This is a genomic window from Kitasatospora sp. NBC_00458, assembly GCF_036013975.1.
Lineage (GTDB): Bacteria > Actinomycetota > Actinomycetes > Streptomycetales > Streptomycetaceae > Kitasatospora.
In genome coordinates this window covers 1,381,921-1,403,969 of record NZ_CP107904.1, presented here as the reverse complement: position 1 = coordinate 1,403,969, position 22,049 = coordinate 1,381,921, and the positions used below count along the sequence as shown (strand labels likewise).

The 22,049-nt window shown below is 74.3% G+C and carries 16 protein-coding genes; 5 read left to right on the top strand and 11 right to left on the bottom strand.

From position 1 onward, the window contains the following. Window position 1: 1 nt before the first annotated feature. The 7 genes from OG550_RS04785 to sbnA form a co-directional block, all read right to left on the bottom strand. Entirely contained in the window at window positions 2-277 is a 276-nt protein-coding gene (locus tag OG550_RS04785; RefSeq protein ID WP_327674858.1) for an acyl carrier protein, read from the bottom strand. A gap of 106 nt (window positions 278-383) precedes the next feature. After that, window positions 384-1,715, bottom strand: a complete 1,332-nt coding sequence (locus OG550_RS04780) for a type III PLP-dependent enzyme (protein WP_327674856.1) — start codon at window positions 1,713-1,715, stop codon at window positions 384-386. Window positions 1,716-1,729: 14 nt separating this feature from the next. Further along, the gene (locus OG550_RS04775; RefSeq protein ID WP_327674854.1) at window positions 1,730-3,121 is read right to left on the bottom strand and encodes an ATP-grasp domain-containing protein; all 1,392 of its coding nucleotides are present in this window, start codon (window positions 3,119-3,121) and stop codon (window positions 1,730-1,732) included. A 1-nt stretch (window position 3,122) separates the two neighbouring features. Continuing rightward, entirely contained in the window at window positions 3,123-4,064 is a 942-nt protein-coding gene (locus OG550_RS04770) for a ketoacyl-ACP synthase III family protein (protein WP_327674852.1), read from the bottom strand. 80 nt (window positions 4,065-4,144) lie between these two features. Further along, window positions 4,145-5,092, bottom strand: a complete 948-nt coding sequence (locus tag OG550_RS04765; RefSeq protein ID WP_327674850.1) for an ornithine carbamoyltransferase — start codon at window positions 5,090-5,092, stop codon at window positions 4,145-4,147. Window positions 5,093-5,129: 37 nt separating this feature from the next. Next, window positions 5,130-6,212, bottom strand: a complete 1,083-nt coding sequence (locus OG550_RS04760; protein ID WP_327674848.1) for a 2,3-diaminopropionate biosynthesis protein SbnB — start codon at window positions 6,210-6,212, stop codon at window positions 5,130-5,132. A gap of 3 nt (window positions 6,213-6,215) precedes the next feature. Further along, complete coding sequence (gene sbnA / locus OG550_RS04755) at window positions 6,216-7,187, bottom strand: 2,3-diaminopropionate biosynthesis protein SbnA (protein ID WP_327674846.1); 972 nt, start codon at window positions 7,185-7,187, stop codon at window positions 6,216-6,218. A 254-nt stretch (window positions 7,188-7,441) separates the two neighbouring features. Between sbnA and OG550_RS04750 the strand changes: the two genes are divergently transcribed. Together OG550_RS04750 and OG550_RS04745 are read left to right on the top strand one after the other, a co-directional pair. Next, entirely contained in the window at window positions 7,442-9,130 is a 1,689-nt protein-coding gene (locus OG550_RS04750) for a condensation domain-containing protein (RefSeq protein WP_327674845.1), read from the top strand. A gap of 247 nt (window positions 9,131-9,377) precedes the next feature. Next, complete coding sequence (locus OG550_RS04745; RefSeq protein ID WP_327674843.1) at window positions 9,378-10,268, top strand: aminoacyl--tRNA ligase-related protein; 891 nt, start codon at window positions 9,378-9,380, stop codon at window positions 10,266-10,268. 332 nt (window positions 10,269-10,600) lie between these two features. Here the strand turns inward: OG550_RS04745 and OG550_RS04740 are convergent, their stop codons facing one another. The 4 genes from OG550_RS04740 to OG550_RS04725 all read right to left on the bottom strand — a co-directional run bounded on the left by OG550_RS04740 (window position 10,601) and on the right by OG550_RS04725 (window position 17,382). Further along, the gene (locus OG550_RS04740; protein ID WP_327674840.1) at window positions 10,601-11,944 is read right to left on the bottom strand and encodes a helix-turn-helix domain-containing protein; all 1,344 of its coding nucleotides are present in this window, start codon (window positions 11,942-11,944) and stop codon (window positions 10,601-10,603) included. After that, complete coding sequence (locus OG550_RS04735; protein ID WP_327674838.1) at window positions 11,941-13,731, bottom strand: ABC transporter ATP-binding protein; 1,791 nt, start codon at window positions 13,729-13,731, stop codon at window positions 11,941-11,943. The genes OG550_RS04740 and OG550_RS04735 overlap by 4 nt, the downstream gene beginning before the upstream one ends. Continuing rightward, the gene (locus tag OG550_RS04730; RefSeq protein WP_327674836.1) at window positions 13,724-15,697 is read right to left on the bottom strand and encodes an ABC transporter ATP-binding protein; all 1,974 of its coding nucleotides are present in this window, start codon (window positions 15,695-15,697) and stop codon (window positions 13,724-13,726) included. Before OG550_RS04730 ends, OG550_RS04735 begins: the two co-directional genes overlap by 8 nt. A gap of 689 nt (window positions 15,698-16,386) precedes the next feature. Continuing rightward, a complete protein-coding gene (locus OG550_RS04725; protein WP_327674834.1) occupies window positions 16,387-17,382 on the bottom strand; it encodes a TauD/TfdA family dioxygenase in 996 nt (331 codons plus the stop codon). 242 nt (window positions 17,383-17,624) lie between these two features. Between OG550_RS04725 and OG550_RS04720 the strand changes: the two genes are divergently transcribed. From OG550_RS04720 to OG550_RS04710, 3 genes are read left to right on the top strand one after another with little or no spacing between them, the layout of a single operon-like run. Continuing rightward, window positions 17,625-18,911 carry a thioesterase domain-containing protein gene (locus OG550_RS04720; protein ID WP_327674832.1) on the top strand — a complete coding sequence of 429 codons (1,287 nt, stop codon included), beginning with the start codon at window positions 17,625-17,627 and terminating at the stop codon, window positions 18,909-18,911. Then, window positions 18,908-19,684: a thioesterase II family protein gene (locus OG550_RS04715; RefSeq protein WP_327674830.1), complete on the top strand. Its 777-nt coding sequence runs from the start codon at window positions 18,908-18,910 to the stop codon at window positions 19,682-19,684. The genes OG550_RS04720 and OG550_RS04715 overlap by 4 nt, the downstream gene beginning before the upstream one ends. Continuing rightward, the gene (locus OG550_RS04710; RefSeq protein WP_327674828.1) at window positions 19,681-21,993 is read left to right on the top strand and encodes an amino acid adenylation domain-containing protein; all 2,313 of its coding nucleotides are present in this window, start codon (window positions 19,681-19,683) and stop codon (window positions 21,991-21,993) included. The genes OG550_RS04715 and OG550_RS04710 overlap by 4 nt, the downstream gene beginning before the upstream one ends. Window positions 21,994-22,049: the final 56 nt, after the last annotated feature.

Genomic DNA, 22,049 nt, shown 5'->3' with positions numbered 1-22,049 from the left:
GTCAGTGCGCCGGCTCGTGCCCGGCGGACAGGTTCGCGTCGATGTACTCGGTCAGCGCGCCGACCGTCTCGAAGACCTCCGGGGTCAGCTCGTCCGGGTCGATCTGCAGGCCCAGGGTGTCCTCCAGGGCCATCAGCAGCTCGATCACGCTGGTGGAGTCGAGTGCGAGGTCGCTGAAGAGCCGGGTCTCCGGGGTGAGTTCGGGCAGGTCCTTCTTCAGGACCGTGGCGAGGGCCTCCCGGAGTGCACCGGTCGTGGTGATGCCGTCGGTGGTCAAGATCGTCTCAGCTCCTTCGTGATGTGCGTGATGTGCTTCGGTGTCGTGCGGTTCGTGCCGGGTGGTTCGTGCCGCGCCGTACTGCGGCGCGGCACGGTGCGCGGGGTCAGTCGATCCGGCCGGCCCGGCCCAGTTCGGGGTGGGTCGCCTGCTTGGTGAGGATGTCCTCGACGGTGTCCCGCCGGCGCACCAGGTACGAGCGGCCGCGCAGCACCACGACCTCGGCCGGGTAGCCGTGGCTGAGGAAGTACACCGGCGAGGCCGAGGGCCCGTACGCGCCCGACTTCAGCACCCCGACGAGGTCGCCCGGCCGCAGTCCGGGCAGGGTCACGGCCTTGGCGATGGTGTCGTTCGGCGTGCACAGCGGGCCGGCGATGTTCCACGGCCCGGTCTCCTCGGCCGGGTCGGCCGTGCGGGAGAGCAGTCCGATCGGGAAGTTCCGCTTGACGAACGACCCGATGCCGACGGCGGCCATGTGGTGGTGGGTGCCGCCGTCCGCGACCGCGAAGTTCTCGCCCATGGACTGCTTGGTGTAGCGCACCCGCATCAGGTAGGTGCCGCCGAGCGCCGTGAGGTACCGGCCGGACTCCATGATCAGCCGGGTGTCCGGGTGGGCCGAGGCGAACCGGTCCAGCAGCGGGTTGAGGTCCTTCGCCAGCGCCGCCGCGTCGAGTTCGTGCTCGCCCTCGAAGTAGGCCGCGCCCAGGCCGCCGCCGATGTCCACCGCGTCCAGCCGGATCCCGGTGGCCTGCGCGATCCGCTCGGCGAGGTCCAGGATGTAGGTGGTGTTCTTGACCACGACCTCGGCGTCGAGGATGCGCGTGCCCAGGTAGACTTGGACGCCGGCCACGTCGGCGTGCCGGTACTCGGCGAGCGCCGGGCCGGCGGCGAGGATCGCGGCCTCGTCGATGCCGAACTGGCGCGGCTTTCCGCCCATGGTGAGCCGCGAACCGGCGATGGCGTAGGCCGGGTTGACGCGGAGCAGCACCCGCTGGCGCACGCCGTGCACCTGCGCCGCCCGGTCGATCAGGTCGAGTTCGGCGAAGGACTCGCAGACGATCGCGTAGATCCCGGCCGCGACGCAGGCGTCGATCTCCTGCTCGCTCTTGCCGGGGCCGAGGAAGACCACGTCGAACGGGTCGGTCCCGGACTCCAGCACCAGCCGCAGTTCGGCGAGGGAGGAGACCTCGGCGCGGGCGCCGGCCGAGTGCAGGACGTCGTAGACGCCCCGGTTGGGGTTGGACTTGAGCGAGAAGAAGACCTCCAGCGAGGGGTGCAGCGCCGCGCGCAGGGCGGTGAGGTTGGCGACCAGCCAGTCCCCGTCGTAGACGTACGTCGGGGTGCCGTGCTCGGCGGCGATGCCGCTCCAGTCGATCCCCCCGCCGACGGCGTCCCCGCCCGCGGTGTGCTCCGCTCCCACGGTTCGTTCCTCGCTCACGGCACGCTCCTCGCTCACGGCTTGGCCACCATTTCGTTCAGCAGGGTCTCCGCCCGCTCCCGCGTCCGCCGCACGTCCTGCTCGTCGTCGCCGACGCAGACCGCGTAGAGGCGGCCGTAGGATCCGCCGCCGGCCAGGACCGTGGCGTTCAGGGTCGCGAAGTTGTTGATCAGTACGCCGCGCGGGCCGCCGCCGTCGTGGCCGGTGCCGTCGAGTAGCAGCCCGCCGAGCGCGGCGCGCACCTCGTCGAATCCGTGCACCCGGGACGGCTGCAGGTCGAAGGTGGTGGCGAGCGCGAACTGTCCGTCCCGGATGAGGCGTTCGGCGATCCGGTTCTGGTAGGTCGCCATGTTGAACCGGGCGTTGATCTCCAGGCAGGGGTAGAGCGTGCCGTCCGCGGCGAGTAGCGCGTCCACACCGGCCAGCCCGAAGTACCCGGCCGCCGCCAGCTCCTTGCCGATCACCTCGGCGGCCGTCCGCAGCTCCTCGACCTGGTCGGGCCGCAGCGCGGGCGGGAACAGGTGCCCGCGGTGGACGCCGTTCTCGGTCAGTGCGGTCTTCACCGTCTCGAACCGGACCCCGCCGTCCCGGCCGACGACGAACTGGTAGTTGAGGTCGGCCTCCTTCTCGATCCAGCGCTCGACGACCACCGAGACCCGCCGGTCCGTCCCCGCCCGGCGGGCGAGCATCCGGAGCAGCTGCTCGGCCCGCCTCGGCTCGTCGAGCACGACCATGCCGCGCCCGGAGACGCCGAGCGACTCCTTGACCACCACCCGCGAGCCGGCCTCGACGAGGTGGGTGTCGAGCGCCTCCTCCAGCTCGGACACCGTCCGGCAGACGGAGCCGGGGACGGCGGTCAGCCCGGAGGCGTCGACCAGCTCGCGGCTGAAGATCTTGCCGTTGACGTGCTTGCAGAGGTCGGCGCCCGGCCCGGCCAGCGGCAGGCCCGCGGCGCGCGCCAGCCGCTCCTCCTCCTCGGAGATGCCCAGCGGCATCAGGTAGGTGCGGCCGTCGGCGAGTCCCCGCAGGGCCTCCAGCAGCCGCGGCGAGTCCAGCGCGTCCTCGGTGACCGACCGCTCCGGCCGGTTCAGGTCCACCGTCAGGTGGGTGCCGTCGGCGGCGCCCAGGGCGCCCAGGTAGGAGGCGAAGCCGGGGTCGACGGCCTCCTTCAGCACCACCACGTCGTGCTCGTCGGCGAGCAGGACGCCGACCTCCTCGATCCGGTTGACCGTCGCCGAGGAGAACGACAGGCCGGTGCCGGGCAGCCTCGGCTCACCGCGGCCCCAGACGCGTTCGACCTCGAAGTTGTTCAGGTACACGAAACGGGCGGTCGGATCCCCGACCAGCGCGTCCTTCAGCCGGGCGGTGAAGCCGCCGGCCGGTGCCGGGTCGTGTGCGGCAGTCATGTCACTCCTCTCTGGCTGCGGTCCCGACGACCGCGGCGGCGAAGGTCCCGCCCTGGCCGGCGGAGACCATGAGCACGGTCTCGCCCGGGCGCACCGCGTTCTCGGCGCGCGCCGTCGAGAGGTTCATGAAGGGGTCCGCGCAGAAGCAGTGGCCGGTCTTCGGGACGTTCTCCAGGTAGATCCGCTCCAGCGGGAGGTCCAGGATCCGCGCCGTGGTGCTCCACGAGTACCGGTTCACGTTGTGCGGCAGGACGAGGTCGATGTCGTCGAGGCCGAGGCCGGCGGCCCGCACCGCCTCCACCATGACCTCGGCCAGCGTGGGCGCGTAGGCCACCCGGTAGCGGCGCTGGAGCTCCTCGTCCATGTTCGCGGCCTGGTGGAACTCGCCGAGGGTGCGGTGCGCCACGCTCAGCACCGCGTCCCCGGGACCGTCCAGCCCGGCCAGCACGGCGGCGGTGGCGTCCCCGAGGACGGACGTCCCGGGGATGTGCTGCATCACCGGGGAGAGCGCCTTCTCGCCGATCAGGAGCAGCGCGGTGCTCCCGGCAGGCTCGGCCGCGAGCAGGGCCTCCACGACCGGCAGCGCGGCCAGGGAGATCACGCAGCCCTGGTGGGACATCGAGAACGCGCCCGCCCCGTCGAGGCCGAGCTTCTCGCGCAGCACGTCCATCCAGCGCAGCGCGGGCGGGGCGACGTGCTGGACGGTGTGGGCGTGGACCAGGTGGCGGACCAGCGAGCGGTCCTCGCCGGCCAGCGCCTCCTGACCGGCGGCCAGCAGCATGTCGAGGGTCGACAGCCCCCCGGCGGTGACGATCCGCTCCAGTCCCAGGAACCGGGTGAGCAGCCGGATCTCGGACTCGGAGACGGCCAGCGACTCGCGCAGGTCGGCGACGGCGGTGCTGTGCGGCGGGATGAAGGGGGTCACCCTACGCAGGCGGAGCATGCCGCCCTCCCTTCCGCGGAGCGGCCGCCGGAGCCCCGGAGGGCCGCCCGCCGCCCCGCTGCGGTGCCGTCGGGCGGGGCTCAGCCGGCGTCACGGCACCACTCCAGGACGGCCATCGCGCTGTGGAGCTTGTTCTCGGCCTGCTCGAAGGCGATGCTCGCCGGCCCGTCCAGCACCTCGGCGGTGACCTCCTCGCCGCGGTGGGCCGGGAGGTCGTGCAGGAACACCGCCCCGGGCGAGCGCGCCAGCAGCTCCGCCGTCACCTGGAAGGGCGCGAACACCCGCCGCCAGTCCGGGTCGGGCTTGCTGGTCCCGGTGGTCTGCCAGCGCGTCGTGTAGACGGCGTCGAAGTCCGCGGGCACCTCGTCCAGGTCGTGCCGCTCGGTCACGGTGGAGCCGTGCCCGGCGGCCAGCTCCCGGGCGCGTTCGAGCACGGCGCCGGACAGGCCGTAGCCGGGCGGGGTGCGCAGCTCCAGCCGGACGCCCCGGTGGCGGCTCAGCCCCAGGGCGAGCGCCGCGGCGGAGTTGTTCCCCTCGCCGACGTACAGCACGCTCAGGCCGTCCACCGCGCCGAACCGCACGGCGAGCGTGGTGAGGTCGGTCAGTCCCTGGGTCGGGTGCTCGTCGGCGCTCATCGCGTTGACGACGGACATCCGGCCCTGGTCCGCCCAGGCGCGCAGCTCGGCGGGGTCGCCGGCGGTGCGGGCCACCAGGACGTCCAGCATCCGCGACATCACCCGGCCGGTGTCCTCGGTGGTCTCCCCGGTGTTGAGCTGCAGGTCGGCCGGGCCGTAGGTGACCAGCCCGGCGCCGAGCCGCAGCGCGCCGGCCGAGAACGCGGTGCGGGTGCGGGTCGAGGTCTTGCGGAAGTAGACGCCGACGACGCGGCCGGCGAGCGCGGTGTTCCCGGTGCCCTCCCCGGACGCCGCCCGGCGGGAGAACTCCGCGCCGCGGTCGACGACCGCCCGCAGGTCCGCGTCGGACAGGTCGTCGAGCGAGATCAGGTGCCTGGCGGTGTGCTTCGTCATGGTCCAGCCTCCGTTCGGGCCGTGCGGCCGCCGTCGTTCACCATCGTTCGACCTCGGCGAAGAAGTCCGGCACGTCCTGGACCCGCCCGTCCTCCCGGCCGATCCGCAGGACCTCGTGGCCGACCGCGAGGTCGAGCACGCCCAGCCCGAACGGCGAGAAGATCCGCGGCTTGTCCGGGCCGAGCGGCAGCTCGCCGAGGACGAGCTGGGCGATCGTGCCGTCGATGAAGTCGCGGTGCCCGAACTTCTCCACCGCCAGGTGCGGCGAGGTGCCCGCGTTGAGGCAGTGCCCGACGTCGTCGACGACGTTGTGCGAGGCGGCGATCAGCTCCGGGCCGATGTCGCGCAGCGAGATGTTGAGCACGGTCTGGCCGGGGGCGAGGGCGCCCGGCTCCACGATGTACGGGGTGGCGGCGGTCGTCGCCAGGACCACCACGTCGGCGCCGTCCACCGCCCCGGCGAGGGTGGTGTGCACGGAGGTCCGGTAGCCGAGCGCCCCGGCGTGGCCGGCCGACTTCCGCGCGTACTCCTCGACCCGGTCGTGGACCGCGACGCGGTCGAAGGACCAGCCGAGGGCGTGGAAGAACTCCAGGATGTTGCGGGAGATGACGCCCGCGCCGACGACCGCGAGCCGGCCCGCCGTGCGGGAGCCGTGCAGCTGCTCGGCCCCGAGCACCGCGGAGGCCGCGGTGCGGGCCGCGCTGATCTGCGCCGCCTCCAGGCAGGCGAAGGGGTAGCCGGTCTCCAGGTCGTTGAGCAGCAGGACGGCCGAGGCGCGCGGGACGTTGTGCGCGACGTTGCCGGGGAAGCTGCCGATCCACTTGATGCCGGCCACGCCGGTGCGGGCGGTGCCGGTGCGGGCGGTGCCGTCCCCGGGGCCGCCGTTCGCGTCGCCGGCCGGCCCGCCGTCCGCGTCGCCGTCGGCGCGCAGCGCCGCCGGGAGCGCGATGATCCGCGCGTCGGGCTTCTCCGGGAACCGCAGGAAGTAGCTGTTCGGGTTGATCGTCGCGCCGCGGTGGTGCGCCAGGTAGGTCTCCCGGACCCGGGCGAAGATCTCCGGTCGGGACGTCTCGATGATGGCGCGGATGCTCTTCCCGCCCATCACCTGGAAGGTGAACATCGGTCAGTTCCTCACCGTCGTCAGCTCGGACAGGTCGTCCGCCGGGTCGTCGAGGCAGCCCGGACCGTACTTGGCGGTCACCCAGGCGTCGTCGTAGATGGTGCGCGCGTAGCGTTCGCCGAGGTCCGGCGAGATCGCCACCACGCGCGAGCCCTCCGGCAGCCCGGGGGCCCGCCGCAGCACCGCCCGCACCACCGAGCCGGTCGAACCGCCGCCGAACAGCCCGTACCGCCGGGCCAGCCAGCGGCAGGTCCGGACGGTCTCCGCCTCGGAGACCAGGACCACGTCGTCGACGAGCTCCGGACGGAAGATCTCCGGCCGCCGGCTCGCCCCGATCCCGGGGATGTGGCGCGGCGCCGGGACGCTGTCGAAGTTGACGGAGCCGACCGCGTCCACCGCGATGATCCGGGTGCCGGGCGAGTGCCGGCGGAAGTGCTGGATGCAGCCCATCAGGGTGCCGGAGGTGCCGGTGCCGACGAACAGGTAGTCGATGTCCGGGATCTCGGCGGTGATCGCCGCGGCCGTGCACCGGTCGTGGACGGCCCAGTTCGCCGGGTTCGCGTACTGGTTCAGCCAGACGAGCCCCGGGTCCGCCGCCAGCCGCTCGTGGATGTAGGCGATCCGGCCGCCCAGGTAGCCGCCGCCGGCGTCCGGCCGGTTCACCTCGACCACCTCGGACCCGAGGGCCCGGATGATGTCGACGCTCAGCGCCGGGGTGTTGGGGTCGGTGACGCAGAGGAAGCGGTACCCCTTGGCGGCGGAGACCATCGCCAGCGCGATGCCGAGGCTGCCGGAGGAGGACTCGATGAGGCTGCACCCCGCGCGGACGATCCCGCGCCGTTCGGCGTCCTCGACCATGCTCAGCGCGGTCTTCAGCTTGATCGACCCGGCGGGATTGAGACCCTCGATCTTCAGATGGAGATCGATGTTCTCGGCGGCGCCGGCGAGATGCAGGAAGACATTGTCCTGGATCATCTCGTACGCGTTTTCATAGATCAATGCTCGTCAACCCCCAATCGGATAATTCAAGGCCGGTCGGTGAATTCGCCAGTCGCCCATTTCCCGCCGCTGCGGTCGGCCCGGTGAAAGGGTCGGCACGGGCAGCACGGTCAAAGCGTAGGAGCCGCCCCGACAGCGGGACAGGCAACTGCCCGGCAGCTTCCGACAGGCAGGAAAGTTGCCGTTCCGATTCCTTGTCGCAAACCGCGGGACCGTGCCGTACTTGGGTCATGATTCGGAGGAATTCCACGCTCGCGGCCGGCGGAGAGCTGACCCTCGGCCAGGAGGCGCTCTGGCTGATCCAGAATCTCGATCCCGACAGCGCCGCCTACAACGTCACCGCAGCCCTGAGCCTGGACTTCCCGGTGGACGCCGCCGTCCTGGAGTCGGCCGTCCGGGCGACGGTCTCGGGCCACCGCCTGCTCGACTCGGTGTTCCGCAGCGACGCCGTCGGCCGGATCCGCCGCCACCCGGGAGCCGCCGCACGGGCGGGGCACCTCCTGGAAGTGCACGAAACCGACCTCGAAGGGGACGAACTCCGGGACTTCGCACTGGAACTGGCGCGCCGTCCGTTCCGTCTCGACCGCGAACCGCCGGTCCGGGCCGCGCTGCTGCGCCCCCGCGGCGGCCCGGACGTCCTGCTGACCGGGGCCCACCACATCGTCGCGGACAACGTCTCCCAGCTGCTGGTCTGCCGCGAGATCCTCTCGCACTACGCGGCCCTCGCGGCGGGCGGCGAACACACCGGGCAGGACGACGGCGCCGCGTTCGAGGAGTTCGCGCGGCGCCAGCGCGGCTACCTGGGGTCGCCGCGGGCGGCCCGGGCCGAGCGGTACTGGCGGCGCGAGCTCGACGGCGTGGCAGGACACTCGGCGCTGCCCTCGGACCGGCCGAGGCCCGCCGTCTACCGGGCCGAGGGCGCGGAGACCGAACTCGTCCTGCCGCCCGACCTGGTGGCCGGGCTGGGCGAGGCGGTGGCCGCGCGCAACGTGACCGCGTTCGCGTTCCTGGTCTCGGTCTTCGAGGTCCTCCTCTACCGGTTCGGCGGGCAGACCGACTTCCTGCTCGGCTACCCGGTCACCCAGCGGCACGGCGAGGAACTGCGGGAGGCGATCGGGTACTTCGTCAACACCCTCCCGCTACGGGCCCGGATCGACCCCGACGCCTCCTTCGACGCCGTCCTGCGCGACACCGCCGCCGGGCTGTGGCGGGGCCTGATGCACCGCGACCACCCGTTCGCGCTGCTGCCCCGGATCGTCGACCTGCCGCGCGACCCCGGCCGGCCCGGGCTGGTCCCGGTCCTGTTCGTGCTCAACGAGCTCGCCGAGGCGGACCCGATCGCGGCCGCCCTGGAACCGGGCCGGTACGTCGAGCACGCCGGGCTCCGCGCCGCGGAGTACTACCTGCCGCAGCAGCAGGGCCAGTTCGAGCTCACCCTCCAGGTGACCCGGCGGGCCGCCACCGTGCAGGCGAAGCTCAAGTACAACACCTCCCTGTTCACCGAGCGCACCGCCCGGCAGCTGGCCGAGGACTACCTGGCCCTGTTGCGCTCGGCCGTCGCCGGCACCCTTCCGGCCACCCTGCGCGAGCTGCGCGGACGGCCCGAGGACCGGCAGCAGTCACCGACCCCCGGAAGCGAGAGTGGAACGATGAAGAGCACGAGCACCGGCACCGGACGTGCCGAACGCGTCGCACAGATCCGTGACGTCGCCGTCGCGGTGTTCTCCGTGGCACCCGAGGCGGTCGAGGCGGCCGGCTCCTTCGAGGCCGACCTGGGCGTCGACTCCCTGCTCGCCGTCGAGTTCACCGTCGAGCTGGAGAAGGCGTTCGGCGTCGCCCTCCACGTGAACGAGATCCCCGAGCTGATGGCCGGCCTGGACCGCGCCTACGAGGTGATCGCGGCGAAGGCCGGCTGGTAGGCCCGCCGCGGGCGGCCGCGGTCGCCGGCTCCCGGTGTCGCTCCGGACTCCCCGCGCCGATCTCCGGACTCCCCGCACCGGGACACCACCCGGCACCGCGCGGACCCTGCACCGCGCAGACCCTGCACCGCGCAGACCCTGCACCGCGCAGAGCCCGCACCGCACAGACCCTGCACCGCGCACACCACCCCGCATTCCGCACACCACCCCGCATCCCGCGCATTCCCAGAGGAGCGTGACTCTCACGATGGCAACCACGACCGCCGGCCACGAGCCCGGCGCACCGGGCCGGCTGGAGCAGCTGACCGAGGCCGGCTGGGTGCTGCCCACCGGGGTCCCCGGACTGCTCGGCCAGACCGCGAAGTTCGAGTCGGTGCTGAACCGGCTCCAGGCGGAGCTGACCGCCGTCGACCCCTCGGCGTCGACGGGCCCGGCCTGGTACCCGCCGGTCGTCCCGCGCGCGAACATCGACCGCGCCGAGTACGCCGAGAACTTCCCGCAGCTGCTCGGCACCGTGCACGCCCTGAAGGTCGGCGGGGCACCGGAGGGCCCGGCCGCCGCCCCGGCGCCCGCCGCGCGGGCGGAGACCGACGTGGTGCTGGCACCGGCCGTCTGCTACAGCGTCTACCCGCAGATCGCGGACGGCACGATCGAGGAGGCGCGCTTCTTCGACGCCGTCGGCCACTGCTACCGGCACGAGGCGACCAGTGAGTACGGCCGCTTCCGGGCCTTCCGGATGCGCGAGTTCGTCGTGGTCGCCGGCCAGGACGAGGCCTGGGAGTGGCGGGACGCCTGGATCGCCCGCTGCGAGGCGCTGTTCGCCCGGCTCGGCCTGAAGGTGTCCGTCCAGGCCGCCAGCGACCCGTTCTTCGGCCCCGGCGACCGGTTCATGCGCTCCAGCCAGCTCCAGCAGAACCTCAAGTACGAGTTCCACGCCCCGGTCCACGAGACCGACCCGGGGACCGCGATCGCCTCCGCCAACTGCCACAAGGAGCACCTGGGCGAGCGGTTCGCGATCGACTTCGCGGGGGAGGGCCCGGCGCACAGCTCCTGCATGGCCTTCGGGCTCGAACGCACCGTCTCCGCGCTGATCCACGCGCACGGCGACAACCTCGACGACTGGCCCGACTTCGGCTGAGCCGGCAGCGGACGGGGCCCGGTGGTTGCGGCGGCGTACCGCCGCAACCACCGGGCCCCGGTGCAGCATTCGGCCCCCGGAGGGGGCTCGCGGATTGGCGCACCCCGCGGCAGGCCCGGGAGGGAGGCGGGCGCGGCACGGACGCGGGTGCGGGTGCGGGATGGACGGCCGGGCCGGGAAGGGCGGCCGGGAAGGGCGGGGCGGGGAGCGGCGGAGCGGGCAGGGCGGGGAGCGAGACGGGTCGGCCCGGGGGAGACGGGCAGGCCGAGCCCGAACACGAGCACGAGCACGATGACGAGCACGATGACGAGCACGACGGGCAGGGGCCGGGTTCAGGCCCGTCCGCCGCGCTGCAGCACCTCGGCGACGAACGGGGCCAGCCGGTAGTGGTAGTGGTGGACCGGCTCGGGCAGCAGCAGTGAGGTGTCCAGCAGGTCCGAGACGAGGGTGAGCGGGTTCGGCGAGGTGCCGCGCCCCAGCCGGTCGTACTCGGCGGTGATCTCGTCGAGGACGAACCGGCGGGTGGGCAGGGCGGCGATCCGCTCCAGCAGGACCCGGTGGTCGTCGCTGAGCAGGTCGATGCTCCACCGGATGGAGTCGGTCACCGACCGCTGGTGGCGCAGCAGTGCGTGGTCGTTGGACCAGAGCATCTCCGGGGTGGGCCCGTACGACAGCATCAGGCGGATCGGGACGGCCCGCAGGCACTCGGCGGCGAACTCGATGTAGCGCGGCAGGCCGCCGAGCCGCCGGCAGAGCTCGGCGATCAGCGGGAGGTCCTTCTCCAGCTCCGCGGCGGCCCGGGAGCCCGTCCCGACGTGCCGCAGGAACAGCTCCACGGCGGGCGCCGCGGAGAGCGGCTCGCCGGGCGCCTGCTCCAGCGGGAGCGGCTGGATCTCCCGGTTGGCGCCCAGCCGTTCGGTGAGCCGGCGGCGCGCCGTGATCAGGATGTGCACGCCGGGGAAGGCGGTCTGGAGCTCCCGGGTGGCCGCCATGACGCCCGCCGGGATGTGCTCGGCGTTGTCCAGGACGAGCAGCGCACTGGTCTCCGCCTCGATCCCCGCCTCGATCCCCGCCGCGGCGCCCCCGCCCCCGCCCCCGCCCGCGGCGGGGGCGCCGGCCCGGCCCGTCGGGCGCCCCCGGCCCAGCTGCCGGCGCACCCGGGACAGGACCTCGGCGGTCCGTTCCTCCCCGGCGCGCTCGGCCGCGATGTCACCGAGTTCGACGACCTCCACGCCGTCCCGGAAGAAGTGGCTGATCTGGGCGGCCACGCTCAGCGCCATCCGGGTCTTGCCGACCCCGCCCGGGCCCAGGAACGTGGTCAGCCGGTTGGTGCGGACCGTGTTCGCGAGCTGCTGCTGCACCGACGGGCTGCCGACCGGGGCCGGGTTCGGCCCCGGCAGGCCCCGCCACCCGGCGTGGTCCTGGCTCTCGGTGCCCGTCCGCTGCTCGTCGGCCACGCCGAGCGCGTTCACCAGCAGGTCCACCGAGGAACGGCGCGGGTTCTGCACCCGGCCGAGTTCGAGGTTCCTGATGGTGCGCACGCTCAGGCCGGAGTACTCCGCGAGCTCCTCCTGGGTCCAGCCGCGCTGGATCCGCAGCGCCGCGATCAGCCGGGAGTCCCACGCCGGGAGCGGTCCGCCCAGCAGCGTGCGTTCGTGGGTGTATTCGAGTGTCATCGGTACCCCCGGGATTGAAGTTCGAACAGCTCGGCGTAGAGCCCGCCCCGGTCCATCAGCTCCCGGTGGCTGCCCTGTTCCCTGACCTTTCCGCCGTCGAGCACGATGATCAGGTCGGCCATGCCCACGGTGGAGAACCGGTGGGAGACCAGGAGGGTGACGGTGCTGCGCTGCCGGCCGGCCCGTGCGGCGGCGGCGAAGCGTTCGAACAGCGCGTTCTCGGTGTGCGCGTCCAGTGCGGCGGTCGGCTCGTCGAACACGGCGATCAGCGGTTCGGTCCGCATCAGCCCGCGCCCCAGCGCCAGCCGCTGCCACTGGCCGCCGGACAGCTCGGCCCCGCCGTCCCAGCGGGTGCCGAGCCGGGTGTCCAGCCCCTGCGGCAGGCCCTCGACGACGCCCGTGGCGTCGGCCCGCTCCAGTGCCGCGCCCACGGCCCGCCGGTCCTCGATCCGCGGCAGGTCGCCGACCCCGACCGTCTCCAGGACGGGGAACTCCAGCTTGGCGTAGTCCTGGAACGCGGCGGCGCACCTCTCCCGCCACTCGGCGGTGTCGCAGTCGGCCAGGTCGACGCCGTCGACCAGGATCCGCCCGGAGCCGGGCCGGTAGAAGCCGCAGAGCAGCTTGATCAGCGTCGTCTTGCCCGCGCCGTTGTCCCCGACCACGGCGACCACCGCGCCCGGCGGCAGCCGCAGGCTGACACCGTCGAGCACGCCGCGGCCCTGCTCCGAACCGGGGTAGGCGAAGCCGACGTCCTGCAGCTCGATGCCGCGGCTCAGAGTGGCCGGCAGCGGGGCGGGCTCGGCGGGCGAACGCCGCTCACCGGCCACGTAGTCCTGCAGCCAGACCAGGCGCTGGCCGACCCGGAGCACCACCAGGAAGTAGGTGCCGTACCGCACGGCCGTGCCGACGGTGGCGCTCAGCTGGGCGGCCAGGCCGAGCACCAGCACGACGTCACCGGCCGAGGCGTGGCCGCGCACCGCGAGCACCAGGGCCAGCGAGATGGCGCCGATGTACCCGGCCGCGGAGATCAGCGCGTCCAGCGACTGCAGGCCGGCGCCCTTCCAGCTGGCCCGGTTGCGTTCGCCGACGACGGCGCCCGACGTCCGGTGGTGGCGCGAACCCAGCAGGCCCGTCAGGCCGTAGACGCGCAGCTCGCCCGCCGCGCTCGTGGAGGTGCCCAGCTCGAACAGGTGGGCCCGCAGCCGCTCGCGCTCGCTGGTCGCCTCCTGCGCCCGCACCGTCAGGTCGCGGCTCCGCTTGCCCAGCCAGAACGACACCACGGTGAGCACGGGGAGGCAGAGCAGCAGCGGGTCCACGCCCGCCAGCAGGATCGCGGTGACGGTCAGCGTCGCCCCGACCCGCAGCACCCCGGCCGTCGCGTTCACCATGCCGGACAGCTGGAACTGCTGCTCCCTGATCCGCTGCACCTGGTCGAGGTACTCGGGGTACTCGTAGTGGGTCAGGCCCTCCGCCCCGCCGATCAGCCGCATCAGCCGCCGGCTGGCGACGGCCGTGGCGCGCTCCTGGACGGTGAAGAGGCAGTGCACGTAGTAGAAGACCGAGGTGAGGGCGGCGGCGACGGTGATGCCGAGCATCACGGCCGCGCCGAGGCCCAGCCGCACGTCCTCGGAGACCGCCGCGTCGACGATCATCTTGGCGCCGAGGCCGCCGATCGGCACCGAGATCTCGAACACGATGCCGGTGAGGAACTGCATCGCCGCGTGCCACGGGGCCGCGCCGAACCCGATCCGCATCAGCTCCCGGAACGCCTGGAATGACTTACGCATGTCCCGCCTCCGCTGCGGTCCGGAGTTCGATGCCCGCCGCCCCGCCCGCTTCGGGGCCGGGGTCGGTTCCGGGTTGGCTGTCGGCTTCGGCGTCGGCGTCGACGTCGGTTTCGGTGAAGCGGGCCGCCTGGATGTCGAACATCGCCGCGTAGCGGCCGCGCCGGGCCAGGAGCTCGTCGTGGGTGCCGTCCTCGGCCACGACGCCGTCGTCGAGGACGATGATCCGCTCGGCGCACCGGACGGTGGAGAAGCGGTGCGAGATCAGGATCGTGGTCAGCCCGGCGGTGAGTTCGAGGAAGCGCTCGTAGATCTCCGCCTCCGCCCGGACGTCGAGCGCCGCGGTCGGCTCGTCCAGGATCAGCACGCGGGCGCCGGCGTCGACGGCGAACATGGCCCGGGCCAGGGCGATCCGCTGCCACTGCCCGCCGGAGAGGTCGGTGCCCCCGGTGTACTCGGGCGAGAGCACGGTGTCCCAGCCGTTCGGGAGCCCCTCGATCAGGGCGAGCGCGCCCGCGCGGTCCGCGGCCTCGCGCAGCCGGTCCCGGTCGCCGGCGTACTGCGGCGCGCCCATGCCGACGTTCTCCGCCGCCGTCAGGTGGTAGCGGGCGTAGTCCTGGAACAGCACGCCGATCCGGCTGCGCCACACCGCGGTGTCCAGGTCCGTCAGCTCCTGCCCGTCGACCCGGATGCTCCCGCCGGTCGGCGAGTGCAGGCCGCAGAGCAGCTTGACCAGCGAACTCTTCCCGGCGCCGTTGTCGCCCACGATGGCCAGCGAACGGCCGGCGGCGATGTCGAGGTCGACGCCGCGCAGCGCCTCCCGCTCCGTGCCGGGGTAGCGGAACCGGACGCCGGAGAAGCTGATCCGGTCGGCGGGGAACGCGGCGGGCAGCTCGGCGCGCCGCGGCTCCGCCGGGCCGGCGGGGCCGGAGAGCCGCTCGTCCAGGCCCAGGACCTGGGGGACGGCGGCGCCCGCGAACGACAGGTAGGCGTTGTTGTCGTCGAACGCCGTGTAGTTGTTGGCCAGCGCCAGCGCCTGGGTGAAGACGGCGACGCTGCCGAGGCCGATGTGGTGGTGCACCGCGGCCCAGGCCAGCACGCCGTACGAGAGCAGGTTGACGAGCGCGATCGTGCCGGTGGCGCCGAGCACCACGCGCAGGCGCGGCCTGCGCTCGCGCCAGACCGGCTCGGTCGCCTGCTGCCAGGCCTGGGCGAACCGTTCGACCAGCCAGTCCAGCAGGCCCCAGAGCCGGACCTCCTTGGCCGCGGGCCGGGTGAGCACGAGGTCCCGCAGGTACTCGGCCTGGCGCAGCAGGGCGCTGCGGCCGAAGCCGACCCGGCCGACCCGGAAGTACTCGCGCTGCATGAAGTGCACGACCAGCGGCCAGGTCACCAGCCACATCAGGCCCACCCACCACTGGAAGGCCAGCAGCGCGACCGCCGCGGCCACGGCGCGCAGCCAGGCCGGCAGCACCACCACGAGGGCGGCCACCGCCTGGCTCGGCCGGTCGGTCTCGGCCATCCCGAGGCCGCGGACGACCCGCAGGGTGTCCAGGACGTGCGGGTCGGTCAGGTGGGCGGTCCCCTCCGGCCGCCCGACGGCCGCCATGACGCGCTGCTGGAGCTCCCGGTCGACCTCGCGCCCGAGGGTCTCGCCGAGCGCCGTCAGCAGCGGGGCGAGGGTCTGCTGGATCAGCACCAGCCCGCCGGAGACGGCCAGGAGGACGAAGGTGTGGTGCCCGGCGGGGGAGGAGAGGCCCGCGTCGAGGGTCGCGCCGATCGAGCCGATGAGCAGACCCGTCACCACGGCGACCGCCACCGGGAGCACCGCGGCCACCAGCACGCCGAACGCCCCCAGCACCGCCTTGGTCCGGTTGACCCGGGGCAGCAGGCGCAGGAGGTTGAGGATCCCGTGCAGGGTCGGCGAGAGCCTGGGCCTTCGTTTCAGGGGGATGCGCAGGAGGGCCATGGGGTGAGCACTCTTCCTGTCTGTCGACGGTCGCGTGGCTGGCGGTGGAGCCGGTTCAGGGAGGTCGAACAGGTGGCCCGGCCCGGGTGCCTCGTCGGGACGGGCGCGGCGGGTCGGGGCGGGTCGCGGTGGGTCGCGGTGGGTCGGGTCGGGGTCGGGTCGGCCAGGTCGCGACGGGACTGCGGGGGCACTGCGGAGGTGCGTCGGGTACTTGCGGGTGTGACGGGTACGACGGATGTGCCTGATGTGCCGGATGTGCCGGATGCGACGGATCCGCCGGGCCGCCGGGACGTGCCGGTGCGGCGCCCCGGGCGGCCGTCAGGGAGACCGCCGGGGTGCCGTGCCGGCCGGGTACCGCCCCCCGGGCCCGGCCGGTGGTGCGACCGGTGGTGCGCCCGGGGAGCGGCACCGGCGTTTCCGTCGGCGGTCCCGAACCTAGGAACGCCTGATTCGGAGGCGGTATGGGAGCGGTATGGAACGGCTATTCGCCGTGGTCGGGGGCGTCCCCGCGGTGGGCGGGCGCCGGTGCGGTGCGGTGCGGGCGGCGCGGTTCGGTGCGGGCCGTGCTCCGTCCGGCGGCGTCCCGTTCCGCGCCGTCCCGTTCCGCACCGTTCCGCCCCGGACCGCGCCGGTACCGGGCCCCCGGCCGTGCCCGGCGGGAGCCCGGTACCGGCCGGGCGTCGGGGCCGTCAGGTCAGCACGGGCCCGTTGTCGGGGCGGAACCGGCGGCTGCGGCGGTGGTCCAGGTGGACGAAGACCCGGTGCAGCCAGCGGTCGTTGCCGTCGTAGCGGGGTGAGAACGCGACCCGGCCGTGGACGACCAGCCGGTTGTCCACGAAGATCATGTCCCCGGGGCGGAGCACGACGTCGGACCGGACCTCGACCAGCGCCTCGCGCAGCTGCGCCAGGGACTTCTCGGCGCGTTCGTCCAGCGCCCGGGTGGCGTGGAAGTCGACGCAGATGTCCGGGTCCTCCGGCGCGCCGCCGAGCACGGGGTGCGGGCTGGAGAGCCCCGCCTCGTGGAAGGACGGCGGCGCCTCGGTCATGAAGCGCGCCTCCCGCAGGACTGCCCGGGCCTCCTCGTCGAGCAGCGGCAGGGCGTGCCGGATCGAGGCGACCTGGGTGCCGACCTGGTCCTCGTGCGCGGGACGCAGGCACAACAGCCCGACGTAGTCGGGGCGGTGGGGATGGAAGGCGTTCTCGGTGTGGAACTCCAGCTGCACCGATCCGCCGTTGCTCTGGGAGTCCGCGAGCGTCGGCACCGGGACGACGTTCTGGACGAGTGCGCCGAACTTCTCGTCGCGGTAGGCGATGACCGTCCCGAGCTCGCTGCCGAGCAGCACCGCCAGGGCGGCCGGGAGCGTGGTCCGGCGCTCCACCGAGTCCGGGACGGTCGGGGTGGGCGGCAGCCGGTCCGGAGCCAGCGGAAGGTTGCTGATCGTCAAGGTGCCCGCGGTTCCGGCATCGTGACGGAACGTGCGGACCGTCCGGCTGATCCGGTCGGGCAGCCGGCAGCTCTCCGCGCGGGCCGCGGCCTGCCAGCCGGGGTCGTCGACGAGGCCCGGGCCGGTCTGCGCCAGCCGGCCCGCCAGCGCCTCCAGTTCGGCCCGCTCGCCGGCGGTGAGTTCGAGTACGGAGGTGTCTCCGCGGTGGTCGGTATTGGTGCTCGCCATGGTTGAGGTCACGCTGGTTCTCCTCGTCGGAATACCCTTGAGGCGACCGGGGCCTGTCCTCTCGGATGAGAGTCGCCGCGGAATGCACAATCGCCGTGCGGCGACCGATGGCGATTCTTTCCGGCACGTCGCACCGGCTCCAGGCAGCCGACCGGCAATTGGGGGCGGGTAACTTGCCTGCCCGATGCCTGTCCTGGAGCGGGCGCGGAAAGCAGGCTTTCCGGCAAGCTCGATCCAGGAGACGGAGCCTTGCCGTGCAGCCGAACTTTCGGACCCGAATACCTCCGCCCCCACCGGCGGACGCCCGCCGCGCCGGCCGCGCTCCCGGTGCCGCGGCCCCGCTCGGCTGCCACGCCGTCGAGCGCCTGCTGTGCGAGCTGTGGAGCGCGCACTTCGGGCGCGCGGTCTCGCCGTACGACGACTTCTTCGACCTGGGCGGCGACTCGCTGGCGATCACCGCGATCGTCGCCGCCGCCCGGGAACGCGGCCTCCAGGTCCGGAGTTCGGCGGCGCTGCGCCACCCGACGCCCGCCCGGCTGGCCGAGCACCTGACCCTCGGCGGCGCCGCGCCGCGCGGCACTCCGGCCGTCCTGCCGCAGGCCCTCGTCCTCGGCCCGGAGGCGGCGGACGCCGTGTCCGCCTCCGCCTGGACCGCGGCGGACGCCCGGCCGGAGCCGATCGTCGCCGCGGGCGGCTGGCCGGCGGCGGACACCGGCGTGGACGCCGAGCCGGCTCCGGGTACCGCCCCGGCCGCCGAGCCGGTGCCGGACGCCGTGGACGACCCGGCCGGGCCGCTGTTCGTCGTGCACTCGGACCGCCATGCGGCCGCCGAGCGCGCGGCGGTCGCCCAGTGGACCGGCGGCCGCGCCGCCCACGGCTACGCCCTCCCGGGCGCCCGCGGCCCGGTCCCGCCGTTCGGGAGCGTCGGGGAGGTCGCGGAACGGCTGCTCGCGGACCTCCGCGGACGACGACCCGACGGCCCCTACCGGCTGGCCGGCTTCGGCCACGGCGCGGTGGTCGCCTTCGACCTGGCCCGGAGGCTGCGCGCGCTGGGCGCCGAGGTGGCGCTGCTGGCCCTGGTCGGCCCGCCCGTCGGCGCGCCGCCCGCGGGCCGGTCCGTCGGCGAGCCGCCCGCCGGTCCGGACGAGCCCCCGACCGCCCTCGACGACCTGCTCGGCCGTCGGCTGGCCCTGCTCGCCGGCCGGTTCGGGCTCACCGGTGACGAGAGCCTCGCCGAGATCCACGACCGGACCGCCGAGGCGGGCTGGTACGACGACGAGGTCCGGCCCGCGGACCTCCCCCGGCTCCAACTCGCCTGGGCCCGGCTCGACCTGGCCGTCCGGGCCTACGCGTACGAGCCGTACGGCGGTCCGGCGGTCCTGTTCCTGGACGGCACGGAGCCGCATCCGGCCGAACGCGCGTGGGCGGACGCGGCCGAGCCGCCGGGCGTCCACCGGCTCGACCACGGGCTCGAATCCCCCCTGGCCGTCATCCGCGACCCGCAGGTGGCCGAGACGATGAGGAAGGCACTCGACGTATGAACGGCGGTACCACCAGTGCAGCGGCCGCCCGGGTGATCGCCCGGCTGAGGCCCCCGGAGCGGCCCGCGCTGCGGATCATCTGCTTCCCGCACGTCGGCGCCGGCGCCGCCGCGTTCAAACCCTGGCTCGACCACCTGCCGCCGGAGGCCGACCTGTGCGCGGTCCGGCCGCCCGGCCGCGAGAACCGGGTGCGGGAGGCCCTGCTCACCGACGGGCACGCCCTGCTCGACGAACTCGTGCCGCAGCTCACGCCGTTGCTCGACCTGCCGTACGCGGTGGTCGGCCACTGCTCCGGCAGCGTGCCGGCCACCGAACTGGTGCGCCGGCTGGCCGCCGTGGGCGCGCCCGCGCCGGCCGAGCTGGTGGTCTCCTCCGCGGAGGGGCCGCGGGTGCGGACGGTCGAGGACCCGCCGCTGCACCGGCTGCCGCGCGCCGAACTGCTGGCCCGCGTCGTCAAGTACGGCGGAATGGCCGAACAGGTCCTGGGCGACCAGGACCTGATGGCCATGTTCGAGCGCATCCTCCGGGCCGACTACCAGCTCGTCGAGACCCTGGAGTACACCCAGGGACCGCCGCTGGACCTGCCCGTCACCGTCGTCGGCGGCCGCCGCGACGAGTTCGTGGACGCGCTGTCGATGGCCGCCTGGAGCAGCGAGACGAGCGGCGAGTTCACCCTGCACCTGCTGGACGCGGGCCACTACATCCTGAACGACGCGGGCCCGCTGATCGGGCGGATCGCCCGGCGGCTGCTGGAACGGGAGGACACGGCGTGAGCGCCGGATACGTCAGGCTGCCCAACGCGTGGCGCGCGGACCGGGGCGAGGCGACGGCCCACCGGGCCGAGGTCCGCTACGACGACCTGGCCGCCGCCCTGGACGAGCTCGCCGCCGCGGCGGGCGCCGGTCCGACGGCCGTGATGGTCGCGGCCCACGTGAAGGTCCTCGGCACCCTCGTCGAGGAGGCCGAATTCAGCACGGACGTGCTCTGGAGCGGCGCCGACACGGGGGAGCACGGTTCCGCGGAGCACGGTCCGGGGGAGCAGGGCACCGGGGCGCACGGCCCCGAGGTGCGCAGCCTCACCGTGCGGCCCGGCGCCGCGCGGACCTGGCGGGACCTGGTCGGACTGGCCGCGGCCGCCGTCCGCGCCCTGCCGCCGGCCGTCGCGCCGAAGGACGGCACCGCGCCGCTCACCGACCACGTGCTGTTCGCCGCCGACGCGGCGGACCTCGGCAAGCCGGACGAGCCGGACGGCCCGGCCCACGGCCACGGGCTGCGGGTCGGCGTCGACGGCCGGACCCTGGTCCTGCGCGCCGACGGCCACCTGTCCGCCGCCGACCTGGACCGGCTGGCCGTGATGTACCGCCGGGTCCTGGAGGCGATGGCCGCGGCACCGGAGGGCGACGCGGTGGCCGCCGTCCTGCCGGACGGCGAACGGCACGCCGTACTGCGCCGCTGGGCGCTCGGCCGGAGCGTCCCGCGCGAACCCGTCGGCGTCCTCGGGCTCTTCCGTCGGCAGGCGGCCCGGACGCCCGACGCGCCCGCCGTCCGGGCCGACGGGCGGACGCTCGGCTACCGCGAACTCGACCTGCGCTCCAACCGGGTGGCCCGCCGCCTGCTCGACCGCGGCGTGCGGCCGGGGACCCTCGTCGGCGTCTGCCTCCGGCACGGGGCCGACCTGCTGCCGACCCTCCTCGGGGTGTGGAAGACCGGTGCGGCCTACCTGCCGCTCGACCCGGACCTGCCCGCCCAGCGGCTGCGCGCGATGGTCGCCGCCGCCGGCTGCCCGCTGGTGGTCACCCGTTCCGAGCACCGCCCGCTGTTCGCCCCCGCGGACCCCGCCGGGAGCGGCGCCGAGGGTACCGCCGCACCTGACGGCGGCCCGGGCGGCGTGCTCGACGACGGCGCGTTCGTCCTGCTGGACCGGGAGCACGCGGTGATCGACGCGCTGCCGTCGGACCTCGTCGACGTCCCCTCCGGCCCGGCCGACCTCGCGTACGTCATCTACACCTCCGGCTCCACCGGCGCGCCCAAGGGCGTCATGGTGCACCACGCGGGCCTCGCCAACTACGTGCTCTGGACGGCCCTGGAGTACGCCGCCCGGGGCACCGGCGGCTCGCCGCACTTCAGCTCGATCGGCTTCGACCTGGGCGTCCCGAGCCTCTACACGCCGCTGGTCGTCGGACAGCGGGTGGACCTGCTGCCCGACCCGCTCGACCCGGCCGACCTCGGCGCGCTCCTGGTCGACGGCGCGCCCTACAGCTTCATCAAGATGACGCCGGGCCACCTGAACCTGCTGAGCACCGACCTCGAACCCGAGGAGGCGCACGGCCTGGCCGGGCTGGTGATCGCCGCCGGAGACGCGTTCCCGACCGAACTCGCCCGGCGCTGGCAGGAGTTGGCCGGTCCGGGTGGGACCCCGGTGGCCACCGAGTACGGCCCGACCGAGATCACCGTCGGCAACTCCGGCCAGGTCACCACCGAGCTGCCGGCCGACGGCCTGGTCCCGCTCGGCCGGCCGATCCCCAACACCACGATGTACGTCCTCGACGACCGGCTCGAACCCGTCCCCGAGGGCGTGCCCGGCGAGGTCTACGTCGGCGGCGCCGGGGTGGCCCGCGGGTACCTGGGGGCCCCCGCGCTCACCGCGGAGCGCTTCGTGCCCGACCCCTACGGGCCGCCGGGCTCGCGCCTGTACCGCACCGGCGACCGGGGCCGCTGGCGCCGGGGCGAACTGGAGTTCCTCGGCCGCACCGACCACCAGGTGAAGATCCGCGGGTACCGGGTGGAACCGGGCGAGATCCGCGCCGTGCTGCAGCGCCGTCCGGAGATCGGCGAGGCCGTGGTGATCGCCGTCCCCGGACCCTCCGGGGCCCAGCGGCTGGCCGCGTTCCTCGTCCCCGCCGAGGGCGCCGGTGACGGCACCCCCGGCGGCGTCGGCGGCGTCGACGTCGCCCGGGTCCGGGCCGACCTGGCCGGGGACCTGCCCGCGTACATGGTGCCCGCCGAGTTCCGGGTCGTCGGCGAGATCCCGCTGACCGCCAACGGCAAGGTCGACACCCGCGCGCTGCAGGCAGGCCTCTGACCCGCGCGGCGTCGCGCCGCCCACCGGCCCGCGACCCGCCACCCCACGTACCCGAA